Here is a 14,407-nt window from a genome sequence, read left to right as displayed (position 1 = left end):
TTCAAGGGGCCCCGTCCAAAAGGGTGCCGCGAGCTGATCGGTGGATGTCGCCGCCGGGCCACGGCAGAGCGGCGCGAACCCTGGGGGCTTTTCCCGGCGGGCGCTCCCCGGGCTAGGCTCGGAGTCATGGACCATAAGACCACTCTCACGCAGCACATCAAGGCTCCGGCGGACTCGGTCTGGGCGGTGGTGTCGGACATTCCCGCATCTGCCGCAACCCTGTCCGGCGTTGACGCGATCCAGATGCTCACCGATGGACCCTATGCTGTGGGGACCCGCTGGAAGGAAACCCGCACCATGATGGGGCGCTCGGAAACGGTGGAGATGTGGGTCTCCCAGTGCGAGGCGCCGTCGAACGGCCGGGGTGGCGGCACCACCGTCAAGGCTCTCCAGGGCGGCGCGGACTACACCTCGCGCTTCTCCCTGGCGGAGCGCGACGGTGGCACTGACCTCACGCTGACATTCGGTGCCGAGCTCATTGAGCCGACCCGGTTCGGTAAGGCCTTGCTGGCCGTGTTCGGTCCGCTCGGCATGCGCATCACCCGCAAAGCTCTCGCGAAAGACCTGGCGGAAATCGCGGCCAAAGCCGAGTCGCTCTGATGGTCCGCCACGCTGCGGCGGCCAAGGCCCCCAAAGTCACCGCCCCTCGCCTCGCGCCGGTTCGGCCACCGGAACTGCGGGATGACCCTGCCCCGGACTTCCGGAGCGGTGAACGGTACGACGGCGTCCGCTACGGCCGCGTGTCGGCCGACGGGCTGGAGTTGAGCGGCGCGGTCTTTGCCGAGTGCGAGTTCGCCGGGGTGTCGTTCAATGAGACCCAGTTGCGCGGCGCCACCTTCCGCGACTGCATCCTCACCGAGGTCTACGCCCCGGTGCTGACGGCCGCCCGGGCCAGCCTGCGCGACGTGGAGATCGGCAATCCCCGCTGGGGATCGGCGGAGCTCTACGAAAGCGGCTGGCAGTCGGTGCGGATTGACGGCGGCAAACTCGACTACGTGAACCTGCGCGGATCCAAGCTCACCGACGTGCAGATCAGCGACTGCATCATCAACGAGTTGGATCTGGGCTCCTGCACCGCCACCCGGGTCGCCTTGAAGAACTGCACGATCGGCACCCTCGATTTCACGGGGGCCCGGCTCAAGGACTTCGATCTCCGCGGCACCGACTTCCGCACGATCAGCGGCCTGGGCAGCCTGGCCGGCCTCGTGATCGACGACTACCAGCTCACCCTGCTGGCCCCGCTGCTCGCAACGCATCTGGGTGTCGTCGTCGCGTAATCCGGCGGCATCCGGTTGACCCGCTTGCCCTGCCGTGTAATCTTTATAGAACGAACGGTCGGTAAATTAGTCTGCTGCCGGCCCCGCTTTCTTGGTGAAGGATGTTCTCATGGTCGAGGCTTTTCTTGTAGGCGGTGCCCGCACCCCGGTCGGCCGCTACGGCGGCGCCCTCTCCGCGGTCCGCCCCGATGACCTGGCCGCACTGGTGGTCCGCGAAGCCGTGGTCCGCGCCGGCGTCGACCCGGACAGCATTGACGAGGTGATCCTCGGCAACGCCAACGGCGCCGGCGAAGAGAACCGCAACGTGGCCCGGATGGCCACGCTCCTGGCCGGGCTTCCCCTGCACATCCCCGGCATCACCGTGAACCGGCTGTGCGCCTCCGGCCTCAGCGCCATCATCATGGCCAGCCAGATGATCAAGTCCGGCGCCGCCGACATCGTGATCGCAGGCGGCGTCGAATCCATGAGCCGGGCCCCGTGGGTCCAGGAAAAGCCCCGGACGGCCTTCGCCAAACCCGGCGAAATCTTCGATACCTCCATCGGGTGGCGTTTCGTCAACCCGCGGTTCGCCAAGGGCGAGCTCGCCCGGGACGGGAAGATGACCTACTCCATGCCGGAGACGGCCGAGGAAGTGGGACGGGTTGACGGCATCTCCCGCGAGGACGCCGACGCCTTCGCCGTCCGCTCCCACGAACGCGCCCTCGCCGCGATCGCCGCAGGCCGCTTCGCCGACGAGATTGTCCCCGTGACCGTCACGTCCCGCAAGGGCGAGACGATCGTAGATACCGACGAGGGCCCCCGGGCAGGCACCACCATGGACGTCCTCGCCGGGCTCCGTCCCGTCGTCAAGGGCGGCTCGATTGTCACGGCCGGCAACTCCTCCACCCTCAACGACGGCGCCTCCGCCATCATCGTGGCCTCTGAAGCCGCCATCCAGAAGCTTGGCCTCACGCCGCGCGCCCGCATTATCGACGGCGCCTCGGCCGGCTGTGAGCCCGAAATCATGGGCATCGGCCCCGTCCCGGCCACTCAGAAGGTCCTCAAGCGCAGCGGACTCAGCGTCGGTGACCTCGGCGCCGTCGAACTCAACGAAGCGTTCGCGACCCAGTCCCTGGCCAGCATGCGTCGGCTCGGCCTGGACCCGGAAATCGTCAACCGCGACGGCGGCGCGATCTCCCTCGGCCACCCGCTGGGTTCGTCCGGGTCGCGGATCGCCATCACGCTGCTGGGCCGGATGGAACGCGAAGACGCCAGGATCGGCCTCGCCACCATGTGCATCGGCGTCGGCCAGGGCACGGCCATGCTGCTGGAGCGCGTGTAGTGGCGGCCGAAACGCTCGACCCGGCCGGCTTCAGCACGCTCCTGGTCGAACAGCGTGAGGACCGCGTCGTTGTGGTCCTCAACCGCCCCGAGGTCCGCAACGCGATAGACCAGCACATGGTCGACGAACTCCACGCCGTGTGCGCCTACCTCGAGCAGCACCCCAAGATCCTCATCATCGCCGGCGCCGACGGAGTCTTCGCGTCCGGCGCCGACATCGCACAGCTGCGCGAACGCCGCCGGGACGACGCCCTGCAGGGCATCAACTCCACCATCTTCGTCCGCATCGCCAAGCTGCCGATGCCCGTCATCGCGGCCCTGGACGGCTTCTGCCTCGGCGGCGGCGCCGAGTTGGCCTACGCCGCCGACTTCCGGATCGGCACCCCGTCGGTCCGGATCGGCAACCCGGAAACCGGCCTCGGCATCCTGGCCGCGGCAGGTGCCAGTTGGCGCCTCAAAGAACTTGTCGGGGAGCCTGTGGCCAAGGAGATGCTGCTCGCCGGCGCCGTGCTGCGCGCAGAACGCGCCCTGGCCGTCAACCTCATCACCGAAATCCATGAACCGTCCGAGCTCATGGCCGCGGCGCACAAGCTCGCCGACCGGATCGCCACGCAGGATCCGCTAGCCGTGCGGATCACCAAGTCCGTGTTCCATGCCCCGGCCGAGGCGCACCCTCTCATCGACCAGCTGGCGCAGGGGATCCTCTTCGAATCGCAGGCAAAATTCGACCGCATGCAGGCTTTCCTGGACAAAAAATCCGACAAGAAATCTGCCGCAAAGACGGCAGCCAACGAATCCGAGAAGAAGAACTAGCCATGGGCAACTCCGTACTCCCCGCCAACCTTCCCAACAGTGATCTTCCCCACTTCGTGGGAGTCCTCGGAGGCGGCCGCATGGGCGCCGGCATCGCCCACGCCTTCCTGATCAAGGGCGCCGATGTCCTGGTCGTGGAGCGCGACGAGGCTTCGGCCGAGGCCGCCCGCGAGCGGGTCGAGTCCGCAGCGGCCAAGAGCATCGAACGTGGCGCCGTAGACGGCAATCTGGACGAGATGGTCTCCCGGCTCGCGGTCACCGTCGACTACGACGACTTCGCCGGCCGGCACCTGGTGGTTGAGGCGGTGCCGGAAGACTGGGACCTGAAGGTCACCGCCCTGCGCGGCATCGAGGAACGGCTCGACGACGACGCCTACCTCGCCTCCAACACGTCATCACTGTCCGTCAACGGGCTGGCCCGCGAGCTGAAGCGGCCGCAGAACTTCCTGGGGCTGCACTTCTTCAACCCGGTTCCGGCGTCGACCCTGATCGAAGTGGTCCTCGGCGAACAGACCTCCCATGCCCTGGCCCAGGCCGCCCGCGGCTGGGTGGAAGCTCTCGGCAAGACCGCCGTCGTCGTCAACGACGCCCCCGGCTTCGCCTCCTCGAGGCTTGGCGTCGCGATCGCCCTCGAAGCGATGCGCATGGTGGAAGAGGGCGTGGCGTCCGCCGAGGACATCGACAACGCCATGGTCCTGGGCTACAAGCACCCCACCGGACCCTTGCGGACCACAGACATCGTCGGCCTCGACGTGCGCCTCGGCATCGCGGAATACCTGCAGTCCACCCTGGGGGAGCGCTTCGCCCCGCCGCAGATCCTCCGCGACAAGGTGGCCCGCGGCGAACTGGGCCGCAAGACCGGCAAGGGCTTCTTCGACTGGACCGAGTGACCGCAGGGCGGGGACTACCTTGCTGCCCGGGCGTCCAGGGTCTTCTTCATGCCGTCCATGGCCGGAGCCGCAAGCGACTGGAAGGCCGGCTTGACGAACGGTTCGGCAAGCTTGAGCCAACCTTTGAGCCGGAATTCCGCGGTGTACCGGACTTCGGATCCGGAGCCTGAAGGCGTGACGTCGATCGTGTCCACGGAGATGACTGACTTGTTTTCACCACGCAGTTTGATGACGGTCCCGGCCAGCTCCACGACCTCGTACATCAGCGTCTGCCGCTTGCCGCGAAACTCCGCTTCGGCGTGATAGCGGTGGCCCACAGCCACCGGGCCGTCGGAGAGCTTCCTGACCACCGGCGTCCCGGGGTCCCATTCCGGCGTGTGTTCGAAAGCGGCGAGGTATGCGAAGGCGCTACTGGCATCCAGGGCTGAGCGGACCGTACCGGTGACTGTGATCATGGCCCCAGCCTACCCAGAAGGCCCGGCATGGGGACCGAACCTGCCTCCGGGCCGCCCGTGATCCGGCAAACAGCCGTCTCCCGCACCTAGGATGGTCGCGTGAACCGCATTCATCCCACAACGCTCACCGGAAAATATGTCGTGCTGGAACCGCTGAGCCAGGACCACCACGACGGCCTCGTGGACGCGGTGCGCGACGGCGAACTGTGGAAGCTCTGGTACACCGGCGTCCCCGAGCCGGAGGGGATGGCAGCGGAGATTGACCGCCGTCTCGCGCTCCAGGAGCAGGGATCCATGCTGCCGTTCGCCACGCGGCTGATCGATCCGGCCACCGGCACGCCCGGCGCGGTCATCGGCATGACCACCTACATGAACATCGATCCGGTCACGCCGCGCGTCGAGATCGGATCCACCTGGAACGCCGCCTCCGCGCACGGCAGCGGCACCAACCCGGACTCCAAGCTCCTGATGCTGCGGCACGCGTTCGAAACGCTCGGGTGCCCGGCCGTCGAATTCCGGACACACTGGCTCAACCACCAGTCCCGCGAGGCGATCGCCCGGCTGGGAGCCAAGCAGGACGGCGTCCTGCGCAGCCACTCCCGCACCGCCGACGGCGTCCTGCGGGACACGGTGGTCTTTTCCATCCTCGAGCACGAGTGGCCCATGGTCCGCAACGGCCTCGAGGCCCGGCTGGCCAGACGGCGTCAGCGGGTCGAGTAGGCCTTGGCCTCGCGAAGTGATGCGAAGTACGCCGTGTAGCCCTTGGCGTTCGGGTGGTAGTTTTCGGGACTGGCCGGGGCCAAAAGGTTGAGATTGATCCACGGGGCCGCGGAATTGACGCCATGACCGGCGAAAGCGGCCCGTACATCGACGTACTCCGCTCCGGCGGCCCCGGCCGCGGCGGCGATGGAGCCGTTCAGGCCGTCAGCCAGGTGTGTGGCTTTATAGATGAACAGGGACATCGGATCAGTCTGACCCGGGGCGACCGGATCATAGAGGTAGGGGTAGCCCGTCACCACAACCCTGGCGTTGGGGGCGGCAGCCTTCACGCTCTGAATCATCGCGGTCACGTCACCGTCCAGTTTATGGCTGGAGATCTCGCCCTCCGCGAAGTCCGTCGCCGCGGCGCACTGCCGCCCCGCGACGGGACTCACCATGGCGGCACTGCAGTACGCAAGGATTGCCCCAAACCGGAGATTGTTGCCGCCAGCTGTGATGGTGACGAGGTCGGTGGTCTTATTCAGCTGCCTCAGCTGGGTGTTCACGACGTCCTGGGTCGTCGTGCCGCTGCAGGCCGCGTTGGCGACCAGCTTGATGGTTGGCGCGTGGGCAGCGAGTTCGGAATAGGTGTTCTCGCTGCGGTAACAACTATCCAGATACGGACCGGCCCCCAGCCCGGCGGCGTAGGAGTCTCCCAGCGCGATGTACGTGGTCCTGCCCACCGCCTGCGCCGGCACCCCCGCCAAACCGGCCGCCATTGCCAGGGCGGCGAGACCGGCTGCCAGAGCCGTTCGCCGGCGTCGAAGTTTCAGACTTCCCATGGTGTTCTCCTCAGTAACACGCTGGCTTCAGCGCCCATGCTTTGAAATCGCATCGCGAAGGGGTGTCAGCCCCGGCGGCAGGCGAACTGAAAAGGAGTCCGGCGGCTACCGGGTGCTCCGCTACTCTGCGGAATCGGGAACCCGCACCATGCCAATATTCCCACTGTGTATGTCTTTTGGGAATCCTGCCGTGGATCGGCGCCGGGGCGTGTGATTAGCTTTCAGGATGACGATTCCTGCCGCCTCGGGTGGCTACGCCAATGGGATGGCGGTGCACAGAGCGATGCGCTGGGAGGGTGCGGTCAACGCCTGGCACGTGGCCGGGGACGTCTACCGCATGGGACGCCGCGAATGGCTGACCGAGGCCGGCTGGCGGCAGGCGTACGACCACGGCATCCGGACCGTCGTCGACCTCCGCAACGAGGCCGAAATCCGGCGCCGGGAGACCGACCCGCCGGTGGACGAGGCAGCCCTGGCGGCCTTCGAGGTCGTGCTGGCTCCCACCGAAGACCCGGCCAACAGCGAATTCCGTGAACTCTGCGTGCCGTACCTGAACGACCCCGCCTCCTATGCCGACAACGCCAGGCTCTTCCCGGACCTGCTGGCCGGCGTCTTCAAAGCGGTGGCCGCCGCGGAGGGCGGGGTGATCATCCATTGCTCCGCCGGGCGGGACCGGAGCGGCATGATCGCTGCCATGCTCCAGGACCTCGCCGGGCACAGCGACGAAGCCATTGTGCGTGCCTACCAGCGCTCCATGCGGGGCATCAACGAGCATCACCGGCGCTCCGCCGTCCCGCATCCGCACGAGCGCTTCCTGCCCGAGGACGCCCTGGTGCCCCTGCTGGAATCCCGCGGCGAAAGCCTGCTGCGGTTCGTTCGCCACGTGAAGACTGAAACTTTCTTACGCCACAATGGCATAACGGACCGGGAGTTGACGGCCATTCTGGCCAAATTGGGACGCTAGAGTAACCGGGTGAAGACTCCGAAGTTCCAGCTGATGGTGCGTGCTGCCGCCCTTGCGATCGCGCTCGCCGGCACCTTGTCCGCCGGAACCGTGTCCGCCATGCCGGCAGAGGCCGAAACCGGTACGGGAACGCCGACGCCGGTCCCGGCTGGGTCGTCACCCTCAACCTCGCCCTCGCCGGTCCCAGCGACGACGGCGGCGCCTGCCGCGTCTTCCCCGGCTGAGACTTCGGCTGGTTCTTCTGCAGCCGACTCTGCTCCGGCGCCTGCCACGGCGCCCATCAGCGGTACCGGTCTCGCCGAAGCCGTGCAGCGGGACCTTGGCATGACCCTCTCGGAATTCAACGCCGCCGGGGCCCTGGCCCGGCGGGCCGCCGACGCCGCGCCCTCCCTCCGTGCGCTCCCCGGCTATGTGGGGATCAGCCTCCACGCCGGCACGATCGTCGTCGAAGGCGAGGGCCCCGAGCTCCGGGCGCGCGTGGCGGAACTCAACCGCGTGGACCAAGTGAATGGCGTGGACCAACTAAATCAGGCCGGCCCTGCCGATTTCGTGCTGGCCGCCCCCGCATCCGCAGCCGTGGTCCCCTCGGCCGCCGAGCTCCTTGCCTCCAGCACGCAGCAACTGTTCGAGGCCTATGTCCGCGACGTCGGCGCCGCCGGGCTCCAGGCTGTCACCTACACCAACGGCCACTTCGTCATCCGAACCGGCGGCACAACGACGGCGCAAACCGGGCCTGCCTCCAGCGCCGGCCTGCTCACCGGCACGGACACAACGCCGGCGACAGCGCCGGGCACTAAGCCGAAGATGTCCGCGGCGGACTTTGTGGCCCGCTACGCCAACGTAGCGCTGGAGCAAGGATCCCGGATCGCCACGGAGGAGGACTACTTTGGCGGCGAGGGCTACATCATTGACGGCCGGACCGTGTGCTCGGCCGGGTTCGGAGCCTTCGGCCCCGCGGGCGAGCCCCTGATCCTGACGGCCGGGCACTGCGCCGCTGACGGCGCCGCGAAGCAGGCCGAGATTGAAAACCCGGCGGGTGCGCCGGCGGCCGGCGGGGCCGGTTCCGGCACAGCCGCCGGAACCCTGGGGTCCTTCGGATTCAGCCAGTTCGGCGGTCCGGGCAACACCAAGGTTGCCTCGGACGGGACCAATGTGGGCACGGACATCGCCGTCCTCCAAGGCATCAGAAGCGGCCTGGACCTCCAGCCCGCCGTCACCCGGTGGGACAACCCCGCCGATCCTGGGCCGACCTCCGTGAAGATCGTGGGAACCGTGGCTCCCTTCCAGGGCCAGCCCGTGTGCCGATCCGGCCGGAGCCTCGGCTGGTCGTGCGGAACCGTGGACTCCGTGGGAACGTGGGTCATCGCCGGTCCGGACTCCCTGCCGCCGGACTACGACAACGATCTCCGGGCGTTGAACGGCTTTGACTCCACCACGGTAAAGTCCCGCCCCGGCGACTCGGGCGGCCCCTGGATCAGCGGGAACTTCGCGGTGGGCACGCACACCGGGGCGGAAAGCGACGGCGGCGTCCAGACCCGCGCCATCGCGACGACGCTCGAAGACGCCACCGGCCGGATTCCCGGAGGAGTCCAGCTGCAGCTGTTTCTGAACAAGCCGACGCTCGCCGCGGCCGCCAACGGAACCCTCACGGCCGGCGAGCCCATCACGGGCCACGTGGATGCCGCCCCGGCTTCCGTGGTGGCGCCGAATTCCAAGGTCCGCATCACCGTCCAAAGCTCAAACCCGGGCCAGAAGCCGGGCCAGCCGTTGGAAGTGCCGGTGGACGCGTCGGGAAACTGGCAGTTCCCCGCACCCGAGTGGGCCGGTTCCTTCACGTTTTCCGCGGAAACCGTGAACGGCTTCAGCCGCTCCGGGGCGGTCTCCCTGTCCGTGAAGGTCTCCGGCCTCGCGGCCCCGGTCATCACGGCTCCGGCAGACGCCCGGACGGACGGCCATGCGGACGGCCCTGGGCTGACCGCCGTCGAAACGATTGAGGGAACGGGGGAGCCCGGCCGCACGGTGCGGCTCTCCGGTGACTTCACCGGGACCGGACTGGTCGCCCCGGACGGCCGCTGGAGCATCAACGTGGCCGATCAGCCGGTCTTCGGCAAAGTCTCGGTGACCGCGGTGCTGACGGCTCCGGGCCAAACGGACAGCCCCTCCGCGACCAGCAGTTTCACCGTCATCCCGCCAGTCCCGGCGGTCTCGGGCATCCGCGATGGCAAGCATCTCCGCCAGGATTCCCTGCCCGCGAGCATCTCCGGGACCGCCGTCGATGGCGCCGAGGTCAGCGTGTCCATGGACGGTGCGGCCATCGGATCGGCACAGGCAAGTTCCGCCGGTACGGGGGCGAGGGCCTCGCTGCAGCCGCGGGTTCCGCAGGATCTGGCCGGCGGCGCCCGGTGGAGTGTCCCCTTCCCCGCAGGCCTGGCCGCCGGAGCGCATAGGCTTACGGTCACGCAGGCAATTGACGGGGTCGCTTCACTTCCGGCCGCCGTCGCGTTCACCATCGACGCCGCGCCTGCTTCCGCGGGCACCCCCGATGAGACGCCGGCGGTTCCCCAGCAGCCGGCCGTCCAGCAGCCCGCTCCCCGGCAGCCCGGAACTCCTGCGCACTCGACAGTTCCGGCGCAGGTTCCCGTTGCGCAGGTTCCCGTTGCGCCGTCCACCGTCCCGCCCTCTACCGTCCCGCCGTCGGATGCCTCCGTCACGGTGGGCGGCACGCCTCCGGGCAACGCAAACCAGCTGGCCGGCACGGGCGCCGGAGGGCTGTTGTACGCCGCCGGTCTCGGCGCCGGTGCCCTGCTGCTGGGCGCGGCCGTCGTGATCTTCGCCCGGCGTCGGGCGGTGCGTTAGCTACCGCGGCTACTGGAAGTCAGCCAGCCAGAGATCCGGGCCGAAAACCTCGTATTGAATGTCCTTGGCAGGGACGCCGCCGGCAATCAGGGCGCTGCGCACCGACTTCAGGAACGGCAGGGGACCGCAGAGGTAGTACTCGGCGTCGTCGGGGAGCTCCACCGCGCTGACGTCCATGAACCCGGGGAACACGGATCCGGACGACTCTCCGGCCTCCGGGGGAGTCAGGAACCACGTCTTCAAGGTCCCGTCCGCCAGCGTCGCGAGATCCTCCCGGACCTGCGCCCGGAGCGGAAAGGACGCCTCGCTGTCATCGGCATGGAGGAGCATCACCTGGCGCTGGGAGCCGGACTTCACCAGGTGCGACAGCATCCCGGCCATCGGGGTGATCCCAATCCCCGCGCTGGCCATAACCAGCGGACGGTCCGTGTACTCCAGCACCACGTCGCCGAACGGTGCCGACAGCACCACCTCATCGCCCACCTGGACACCGTTGTGGAGCAGCGTGGACATCTCGCCGTCGGGAGTCGCGAGGCCGTGGACGCGCTTCACCGCGAACTGCCGGTGCTGCCCGTCGTCGGCCTTGGTGAGGCTGTATTGCCGGGGCTGCTGCACGCCGTCGGGCATGGCCATCTTGAGGGTCACGTACTGCCCCGGCAGGGACGGCTTGACGTCGCGCTCGTCGGTCCGTTCGACGACGAAGGAGACAACGTCCTCCGTCTCCTGGATCCGCCGCACCACCCGCCACGTCCGCCATATGGTCTCGGGGGAGAGGTGCACGGCGTTGTACAGTCCGCGTTCCTTGTTGATGAGCAGGTTCCCCATCAGCCAGTAGACCTCGTCCCAGGCGGCGGCGACCTCGGGAGTCACGGCGTCCCCGAGGACATCCACGATCGCCCACATGAGGTGGTCGTGGACAACCTGGTATTGGTCCGGGCTTAGTCCCAGCGAGACGTGTTTGTGGGCCACCCGGGAGAGCAGATGGTCCGGGACCTGATCCGGTTTGTCCACGAGCATGCCGGCGAACGCCGCGATAGATCCGGCGAGCGCCTGCTGCTGGCGGCCGTCCGCCTGGTTCCCCCGGTTGAAGAGGCCGTCCAGGAGGTCCGGCCGCGCCTCGAACATATGTTTGTAGAAGCGCTTGGCGATCTCCTCGATGTGCTCGCCGACTACGGGAAGCGTTGCCTTGATGACGGGAAGCGAGGTGTCTGAGAGCATGATGGGTCCCTTCCGGTGTGACCGGTTGCACCCAGCGTTGCCGGGCGACTCAGCACTTCCAAGCTAACAGTCCCGTCGTCGGGCCTTCCGGGTCGATCGGCCCTACATCACGCGGGGAGAGCGGTGTAGGCGGGCCTTGGCCCAGGACCCAGTTCGCCGGAAAGCTGCGGGCTCGCCGTACGGCTACGGCGAGCCCGCAAGTCTGGGGCGACCTCGGGGGTTCGGGACGGAACCCCGGGCCGCGAACTCGGCCGTCAGGCCTTGCGGTCCAGCAGCAGGTTGGTGATCCGCAGCGTGCAGAGCCGCTGGCCGACCTCGTTGGTGATCAGGACCTCGTGGGTGGTCAGGGTGCCGCCGAGGTGGATCGGGGTTGCCGTGATGGTGATGGTCCCTTCCCGCGCCGACTTGTGATGCGTGGCCGAGACGTCGACGCCCACGGCCGTCTTGCCCAGGGTGCTGGCGTGGATCACGGCGGCCCAGGATCCCACGGCCTCGCCCACGGCCAGCGAGGCGCCGCCGTGCAGGAGCCCGAACGACTGCCGGTTGCCCTCCACCGGCATGGTCGCCACCACGCGGTCCACGGACTCCTCGACGATCTTCACGCCCATCTTCTCGTCGAGTTCCCCGAGGGTGATCTTCCACAACTCGGTGCTGCCGGTCTCGGGCGTCATAGCGTCTCCTTCGTTGCCGGCCGGCCATTGGCCTGGCCGGTCTGTGCTGCCGTAGCTAGTGTGCGGCAAGCCTCATTCATGTACTGTAGACATATTACCGAACGGACGGTCAGTAATGCTGGCCGTGTTGATCTTGCCCCGCGTTGGAAGGACCCGTCAACGATGACCACCACAGTCGTACCCACAGTAGACACCGTAGAGATCGTTCCCAGCTTCATCCGGGGTTCCTGGTGGACTCCCGACGCAGCCTCCGCCGCCGGCGCCGCGCCGGTCCTGGACGCCAGCACCGGCGAACTCCTGGCCAAGGTGAGCACCGAAGGACTCGACCTCGCCGCCGTCGTGGACTACGGCCGCACCACCGGGCAGGCGGAACTCGGCAAGCTGACCTTCCACCAGCGCGCCCTCAAGCTCAAGGAACTGGCGCAGTACCTCAACGGCCGGCGCGAGGAGTTCTACGCCCTTTCGGCACAGACCGGCGCCACCAAGATCGACTCCATGATCGACATCGACGGCGGCATCGGCGTGCTCTTCACGTTCGGTTCCAAGGGCCGCCGCGAGCTCCCGAACTCCCAGGTGGTGGTGGACGGCCCCATGGAGGTGCTGTCCAAGGACGGCTCCTTCGCCGGAGAACACATCTACACCCGCATCCCGGGCGTCGCCGTGCAGATCAACGCCTTCAACTTCCCGGTCTGGGGCATGCTGGAGAAGCTCGCCCCGGCCTTCATCGCCGGCGTCCCCACCATCGTCAAGCCCGCCACCCCCACCGGGTACGTGGCCGCGGCCGTCGTCAAGGCAATCGATGAATCCGGCATCCTCCCCAAGGGCTCGCTGCAGCTTATTTCCGGCTCCGTCCGCACCCTGCTGGACCACCTGGACTACCGCGACCTCGTGGCGTTCACGGGTTCGGCCTCGACCGCCAACACGCTGAAGTCCCACCCCAACGTGGTCAAGGGCGGCGTCCGCTTCACCTCCGAAACCGACTCCCTCAACGCCGCAATCCTCGGCCCGGACGCCGTCAAAGGCACGCCGGAATTCGACGCCTTCATCAAATCCCTCGTCACCGAGATGACGGCCAAAGCAGGCCAGAAATGCACCTCGATCCGCCGCGCGATCGTTCCGCAGGAGCAGGTTCAGGACGTCATCGCCGCAGTCGGGGAGCGCATCCGCGAACGCGTTGTGCTCGGTGACCCCCGCGCGGAGGGCGTCACGATGGGCGCCCTGGCCTCACGGGAGCAGCTCGCCGATGTGCGCGCGGCCGTCCAGTCCATGCTCGACGCCGGCGGCGAGCTTGCCTACGGCACGCTCGATTCGCCGAAGGTCACCAGCGCGGACGGGAGCATCGGCGTCGTCGACGGCGGCGCCTTCATGTCCCCGGTCCTGCTGAGCTGGGCCGACCCGGAAGCCGAGGAAGTCCACTCGCTCGAGGCCTTCGGCCCGGTGTCCTCGGTGATCGGTTACACGGATCTGGCCGACGCCGTCCGGCTCGCCGCCCGCGGCGGCGGCTCGCTCGTCGCCTCGGTCTGCACCAACGATCCCGCCGTGGCGCAGCAGCTGGTCACCGGGATCGCGGCCCACCACGGCCGTGTGCTCATGCTCAACCGCGAGGACGCCCGCAGCTCCACCGGCCACGGTTCCCCGGTCCCGCACCTGGTCCACGGCGGACCGGGCCGCGCCGGCGGCGGCGAAGAGCTCGGCGGCATCCGCTCCGTGATGCACCACATGCAGCGCACCGCCATCCAGGGCTCGCCCAACATGCTCACCGCGGTCACCGGCGTCTGGCACACGGGCGCGGACCGCAACTTCACGCTCGAGACCGAGGGCCAGCACCCGTTCCGGAAGTCCCTCGCCACGCTGCACATCGGCGACGCCATCCGCTCCGGGCTGCGCGAAGTCACGCTGGAGGAGATCACGAAGTTCGCGAACTCCACGGGCGACACCTTCTACGCCCACACCAACCCGGAAGCCGCGGCGGCCAACCCGTTCTTCCCGGGCATCGTGGCCCACGGCTACCTGCTCCTGGCCTGGGGCGCCGGCCTGTTCGTCGAGCCCGCACCGGGCCCGGTCCTGGCCAACTACGGGCTGGAGAACCTGCGCTTCATCACGTCCGTGGCGGCCGGGGACTCCATCCGGGTCACCCTGACCGCCAAGAAGATCACCCCGCGCGAGACCGACGAATACGGCGAGGTGGCCTGGGACGCCGTCCTGACCAACCAGAACGACGAAATCGTGGCCACCTACGACGTCCTGACCCTCGTCGAAAAGTAACCCCTTCCCGTTGCCCTATCACTTGTGGCTGCCTAAACCCCGGCAAAGTCAACTGGTTGGAGCAACGCCGGGGTTTAGGCTGCGTGCAGCAGCTGGTTCAGCCGGTTGGCTGGGGTCTCCAGGTTCAGGGTGGGTCG

Annotated in this window: 13 protein-coding genes; 9 read left to right on the top strand and 4 right to left on the bottom strand. The window is 68.1% G+C overall.

Annotated features, from left to right (window positions below):
• Positions 1 to 126: 126 nt before the first annotated feature.
• The 5 genes from ABD243_RS13130 to ABD243_RS13110 all read left to right on the top strand — a co-directional run bounded on the left by ABD243_RS13130 (position 127) and on the right by ABD243_RS13110 (position 4,300).
• Positions 127 to 600: an SRPBCC family protein gene (locus ABD243_RS13130; protein WP_344366457.1), complete on the top strand. Its 474-nt coding sequence runs from the start codon at positions 127 to 129 to the stop codon at positions 598 to 600.
• Positions 600 to 1,277 (top strand): pentapeptide repeat-containing protein, encoded by a 678-nt coding sequence (locus ABD243_RS13125; protein ID WP_344366453.1) that lies wholly within the window; start codon positions 600 to 602, stop codon positions 1,275 to 1,277. Before ABD243_RS13130 ends, ABD243_RS13125 begins: the two co-directional genes overlap by 1 nt.
• Before the next feature lie 109 nt (positions 1,278 to 1,386).
• Positions 1,387 to 2,598 (top strand): thiolase family protein, encoded by a 1,212-nt coding sequence (locus ABD243_RS13120; protein WP_344366451.1) that lies wholly within the window; start codon positions 1,387 to 1,389, stop codon positions 2,596 to 2,598.
• Positions 2,598 to 3,410, top strand: coding sequence for an enoyl-CoA hydratase/isomerase family protein (locus ABD243_RS13115; RefSeq protein WP_344366447.1), 813 nt, complete (start codon positions 2,598 to 2,600; stop codon positions 3,408 to 3,410). Before ABD243_RS13120 ends, ABD243_RS13115 begins: the two co-directional genes overlap by 1 nt.
• A gap of 2 nt (positions 3,411 to 3,412) precedes the next feature.
• Positions 3,413 to 4,300 (top strand): 3-hydroxyacyl-CoA dehydrogenase family protein, encoded by an 888-nt coding sequence (locus ABD243_RS13110; protein WP_344366445.1) that lies wholly within the window; start codon positions 3,413 to 3,415, stop codon positions 4,298 to 4,300.
• A gap of 14 nt (positions 4,301 to 4,314) precedes the next feature.
• On the opposite strand, the gene ABD243_RS13105 is transcribed toward ABD243_RS13110, so the two are convergent.
• On the bottom strand, positions 4,315 to 4,755 hold the full coding sequence (locus ABD243_RS13105; RefSeq protein WP_344366443.1) for an SRPBCC family protein: 441 nt from the start codon (positions 4,753 to 4,755) through the stop codon (positions 4,315 to 4,317).
• Positions 4,756 to 4,854: 99 nt separating this feature from the next.
• On the opposite strand from ABD243_RS13105, the gene ABD243_RS13100 reads away from it, so the two are divergent.
• On the top strand, positions 4,855 to 5,475 hold the full coding sequence (locus ABD243_RS13100) for a GNAT family N-acetyltransferase (protein ID WP_344366440.1): 621 nt from the start codon (positions 4,855 to 4,857) through the stop codon (positions 5,473 to 5,475).
• Here the strand turns inward: ABD243_RS13100 and ABD243_RS13095 are convergent.
• Positions 5,460 to 6,296, bottom strand: coding sequence for an SGNH/GDSL hydrolase family protein (locus tag ABD243_RS13095; protein ID WP_344366437.1), 837 nt, complete (start codon positions 6,294 to 6,296; stop codon positions 5,460 to 5,462). The genes ABD243_RS13100 and ABD243_RS13095 overlap by 16 nt on opposite strands.
• Before the next feature lie 283 nt (positions 6,297 to 6,579).
• Between ABD243_RS13095 and ABD243_RS13090 the strand changes: the two genes are divergently transcribed.
• Together ABD243_RS13090 and ABD243_RS13085 are read left to right on the top strand one after the other, a co-directional pair.
• Positions 6,580 to 7,260, top strand: a complete 681-nt coding sequence (locus ABD243_RS13090) for a tyrosine-protein phosphatase (protein ID WP_344367143.1) — start codon at positions 6,580 to 6,582, stop codon at positions 7,258 to 7,260.
• Positions 7,261 to 7,269: 9 nt separating this feature from the next.
• A complete protein-coding gene (locus tag ABD243_RS13085) occupies positions 7,270 to 10,116 on the top strand; it encodes a hypothetical protein (protein ID WP_344366434.1) in 2,847 nt (948 codons plus the stop codon).
• 9 nt (positions 10,117 to 10,125) lie between these two features.
• On the opposite strand, the gene ABD243_RS13080 is transcribed toward ABD243_RS13085, so the two are convergent.
• Together ABD243_RS13080 and ABD243_RS13075 are read right to left on the bottom strand one after the other, a co-directional pair.
• Positions 10,126 to 11,334 carry a globin domain-containing protein gene (locus tag ABD243_RS13080; RefSeq protein ID WP_344366430.1) on the bottom strand — a complete coding sequence of 403 codons (1,209 nt, stop codon included), beginning with the start codon at positions 11,332 to 11,334 and terminating at the stop codon, positions 10,126 to 10,128.
• A 254-nt stretch (positions 11,335 to 11,588) separates the two neighbouring features.
• On the bottom strand, positions 11,589 to 12,005 hold the full coding sequence (locus ABD243_RS13075; protein WP_344366426.1) for a PaaI family thioesterase: 417 nt from the start codon (positions 12,003 to 12,005) through the stop codon (positions 11,589 to 11,591).
• A gap of 162 nt (positions 12,006 to 12,167) precedes the next feature.
• Between ABD243_RS13075 and paaZ the strand changes: the two genes are divergently transcribed.
• Entirely contained in the window at positions 12,168 to 14,270 is a 2,103-nt protein-coding gene (gene paaZ, locus ABD243_RS13070) for a phenylacetic acid degradation bifunctional protein PaaZ (RefSeq protein WP_344366423.1), read from the top strand.
• Positions 14,271 to 14,407 lie beyond the last annotated feature (137 nt).

The organism is Arthrobacter humicola (assembly GCF_039531445.1).
GTDB lineage: Bacteria > Actinomycetota > Actinomycetes > Actinomycetales > Micrococcaceae > Arthrobacter > Arthrobacter humicola.
The sequence above is the reverse complement of the archived record's forward strand: the minus strand, read 5'-3'. Positions and strand labels throughout refer to the sequence as shown.

Coding starts and splice junctions, on each gene's coding strand:
- ABD243_RS13130 (WP_344366457.1), top strand. CDS start 127: ATGGACCATAAGACCACTCTCACGCAGCACATCAAGGCTCCGGCGGAC.
- ABD243_RS13125 (WP_344366453.1), top strand. CDS start 600: ATGGTCCGCCACGCTGCGGCGGCCAAGGCCCCCAAAGTCACCGCCCCT.
- ABD243_RS13120 (WP_344366451.1), top strand. CDS start 1,387: ATGGTCGAGGCTTTTCTTGTAGGCGGTGCCCGCACCCCGGTCGGCCGC.
- ABD243_RS13110 (WP_344366445.1), top strand. CDS start 3,413: ATGGGCAACTCCGTACTCCCCGCCAACCTTCCCAACAGTGATCTTCCC.
- ABD243_RS13105 (WP_344366443.1), bottom strand. CDS start 4,755: ATGATCACAGTCACCGGTACGGTCCGCTCAGCCCTGGATGCCAGTAGC.
- ABD243_RS13095 (WP_344366437.1), bottom strand. CDS start 6,296: ATGGGAAGTCTGAAACTTCGACGCCGGCGAACGGCTCTGGCAGCCGGT.
- ABD243_RS13090 (WP_344367143.1), top strand. CDS start 6,580: ATGCGCTGGGAGGGTGCGGTCAACGCCTGGCACGTGGCCGGGGACGTC.
- ABD243_RS13080 (WP_344366430.1), bottom strand. CDS start 11,334: ATGCTCTCAGACACCTCGCTTCCCGTCATCAAGGCAACGCTTCCCGTA.
- ABD243_RS13075 (WP_344366426.1), bottom strand. CDS start 12,005: ATGACGCCCGAGACCGGCAGCACCGAGTTGTGGAAGATCACCCTCGGG.
- paaZ (WP_344366423.1), top strand. CDS start 12,168: ATGACCACCACAGTCGTACCCACAGTAGACACCGTAGAGATCGTTCCC.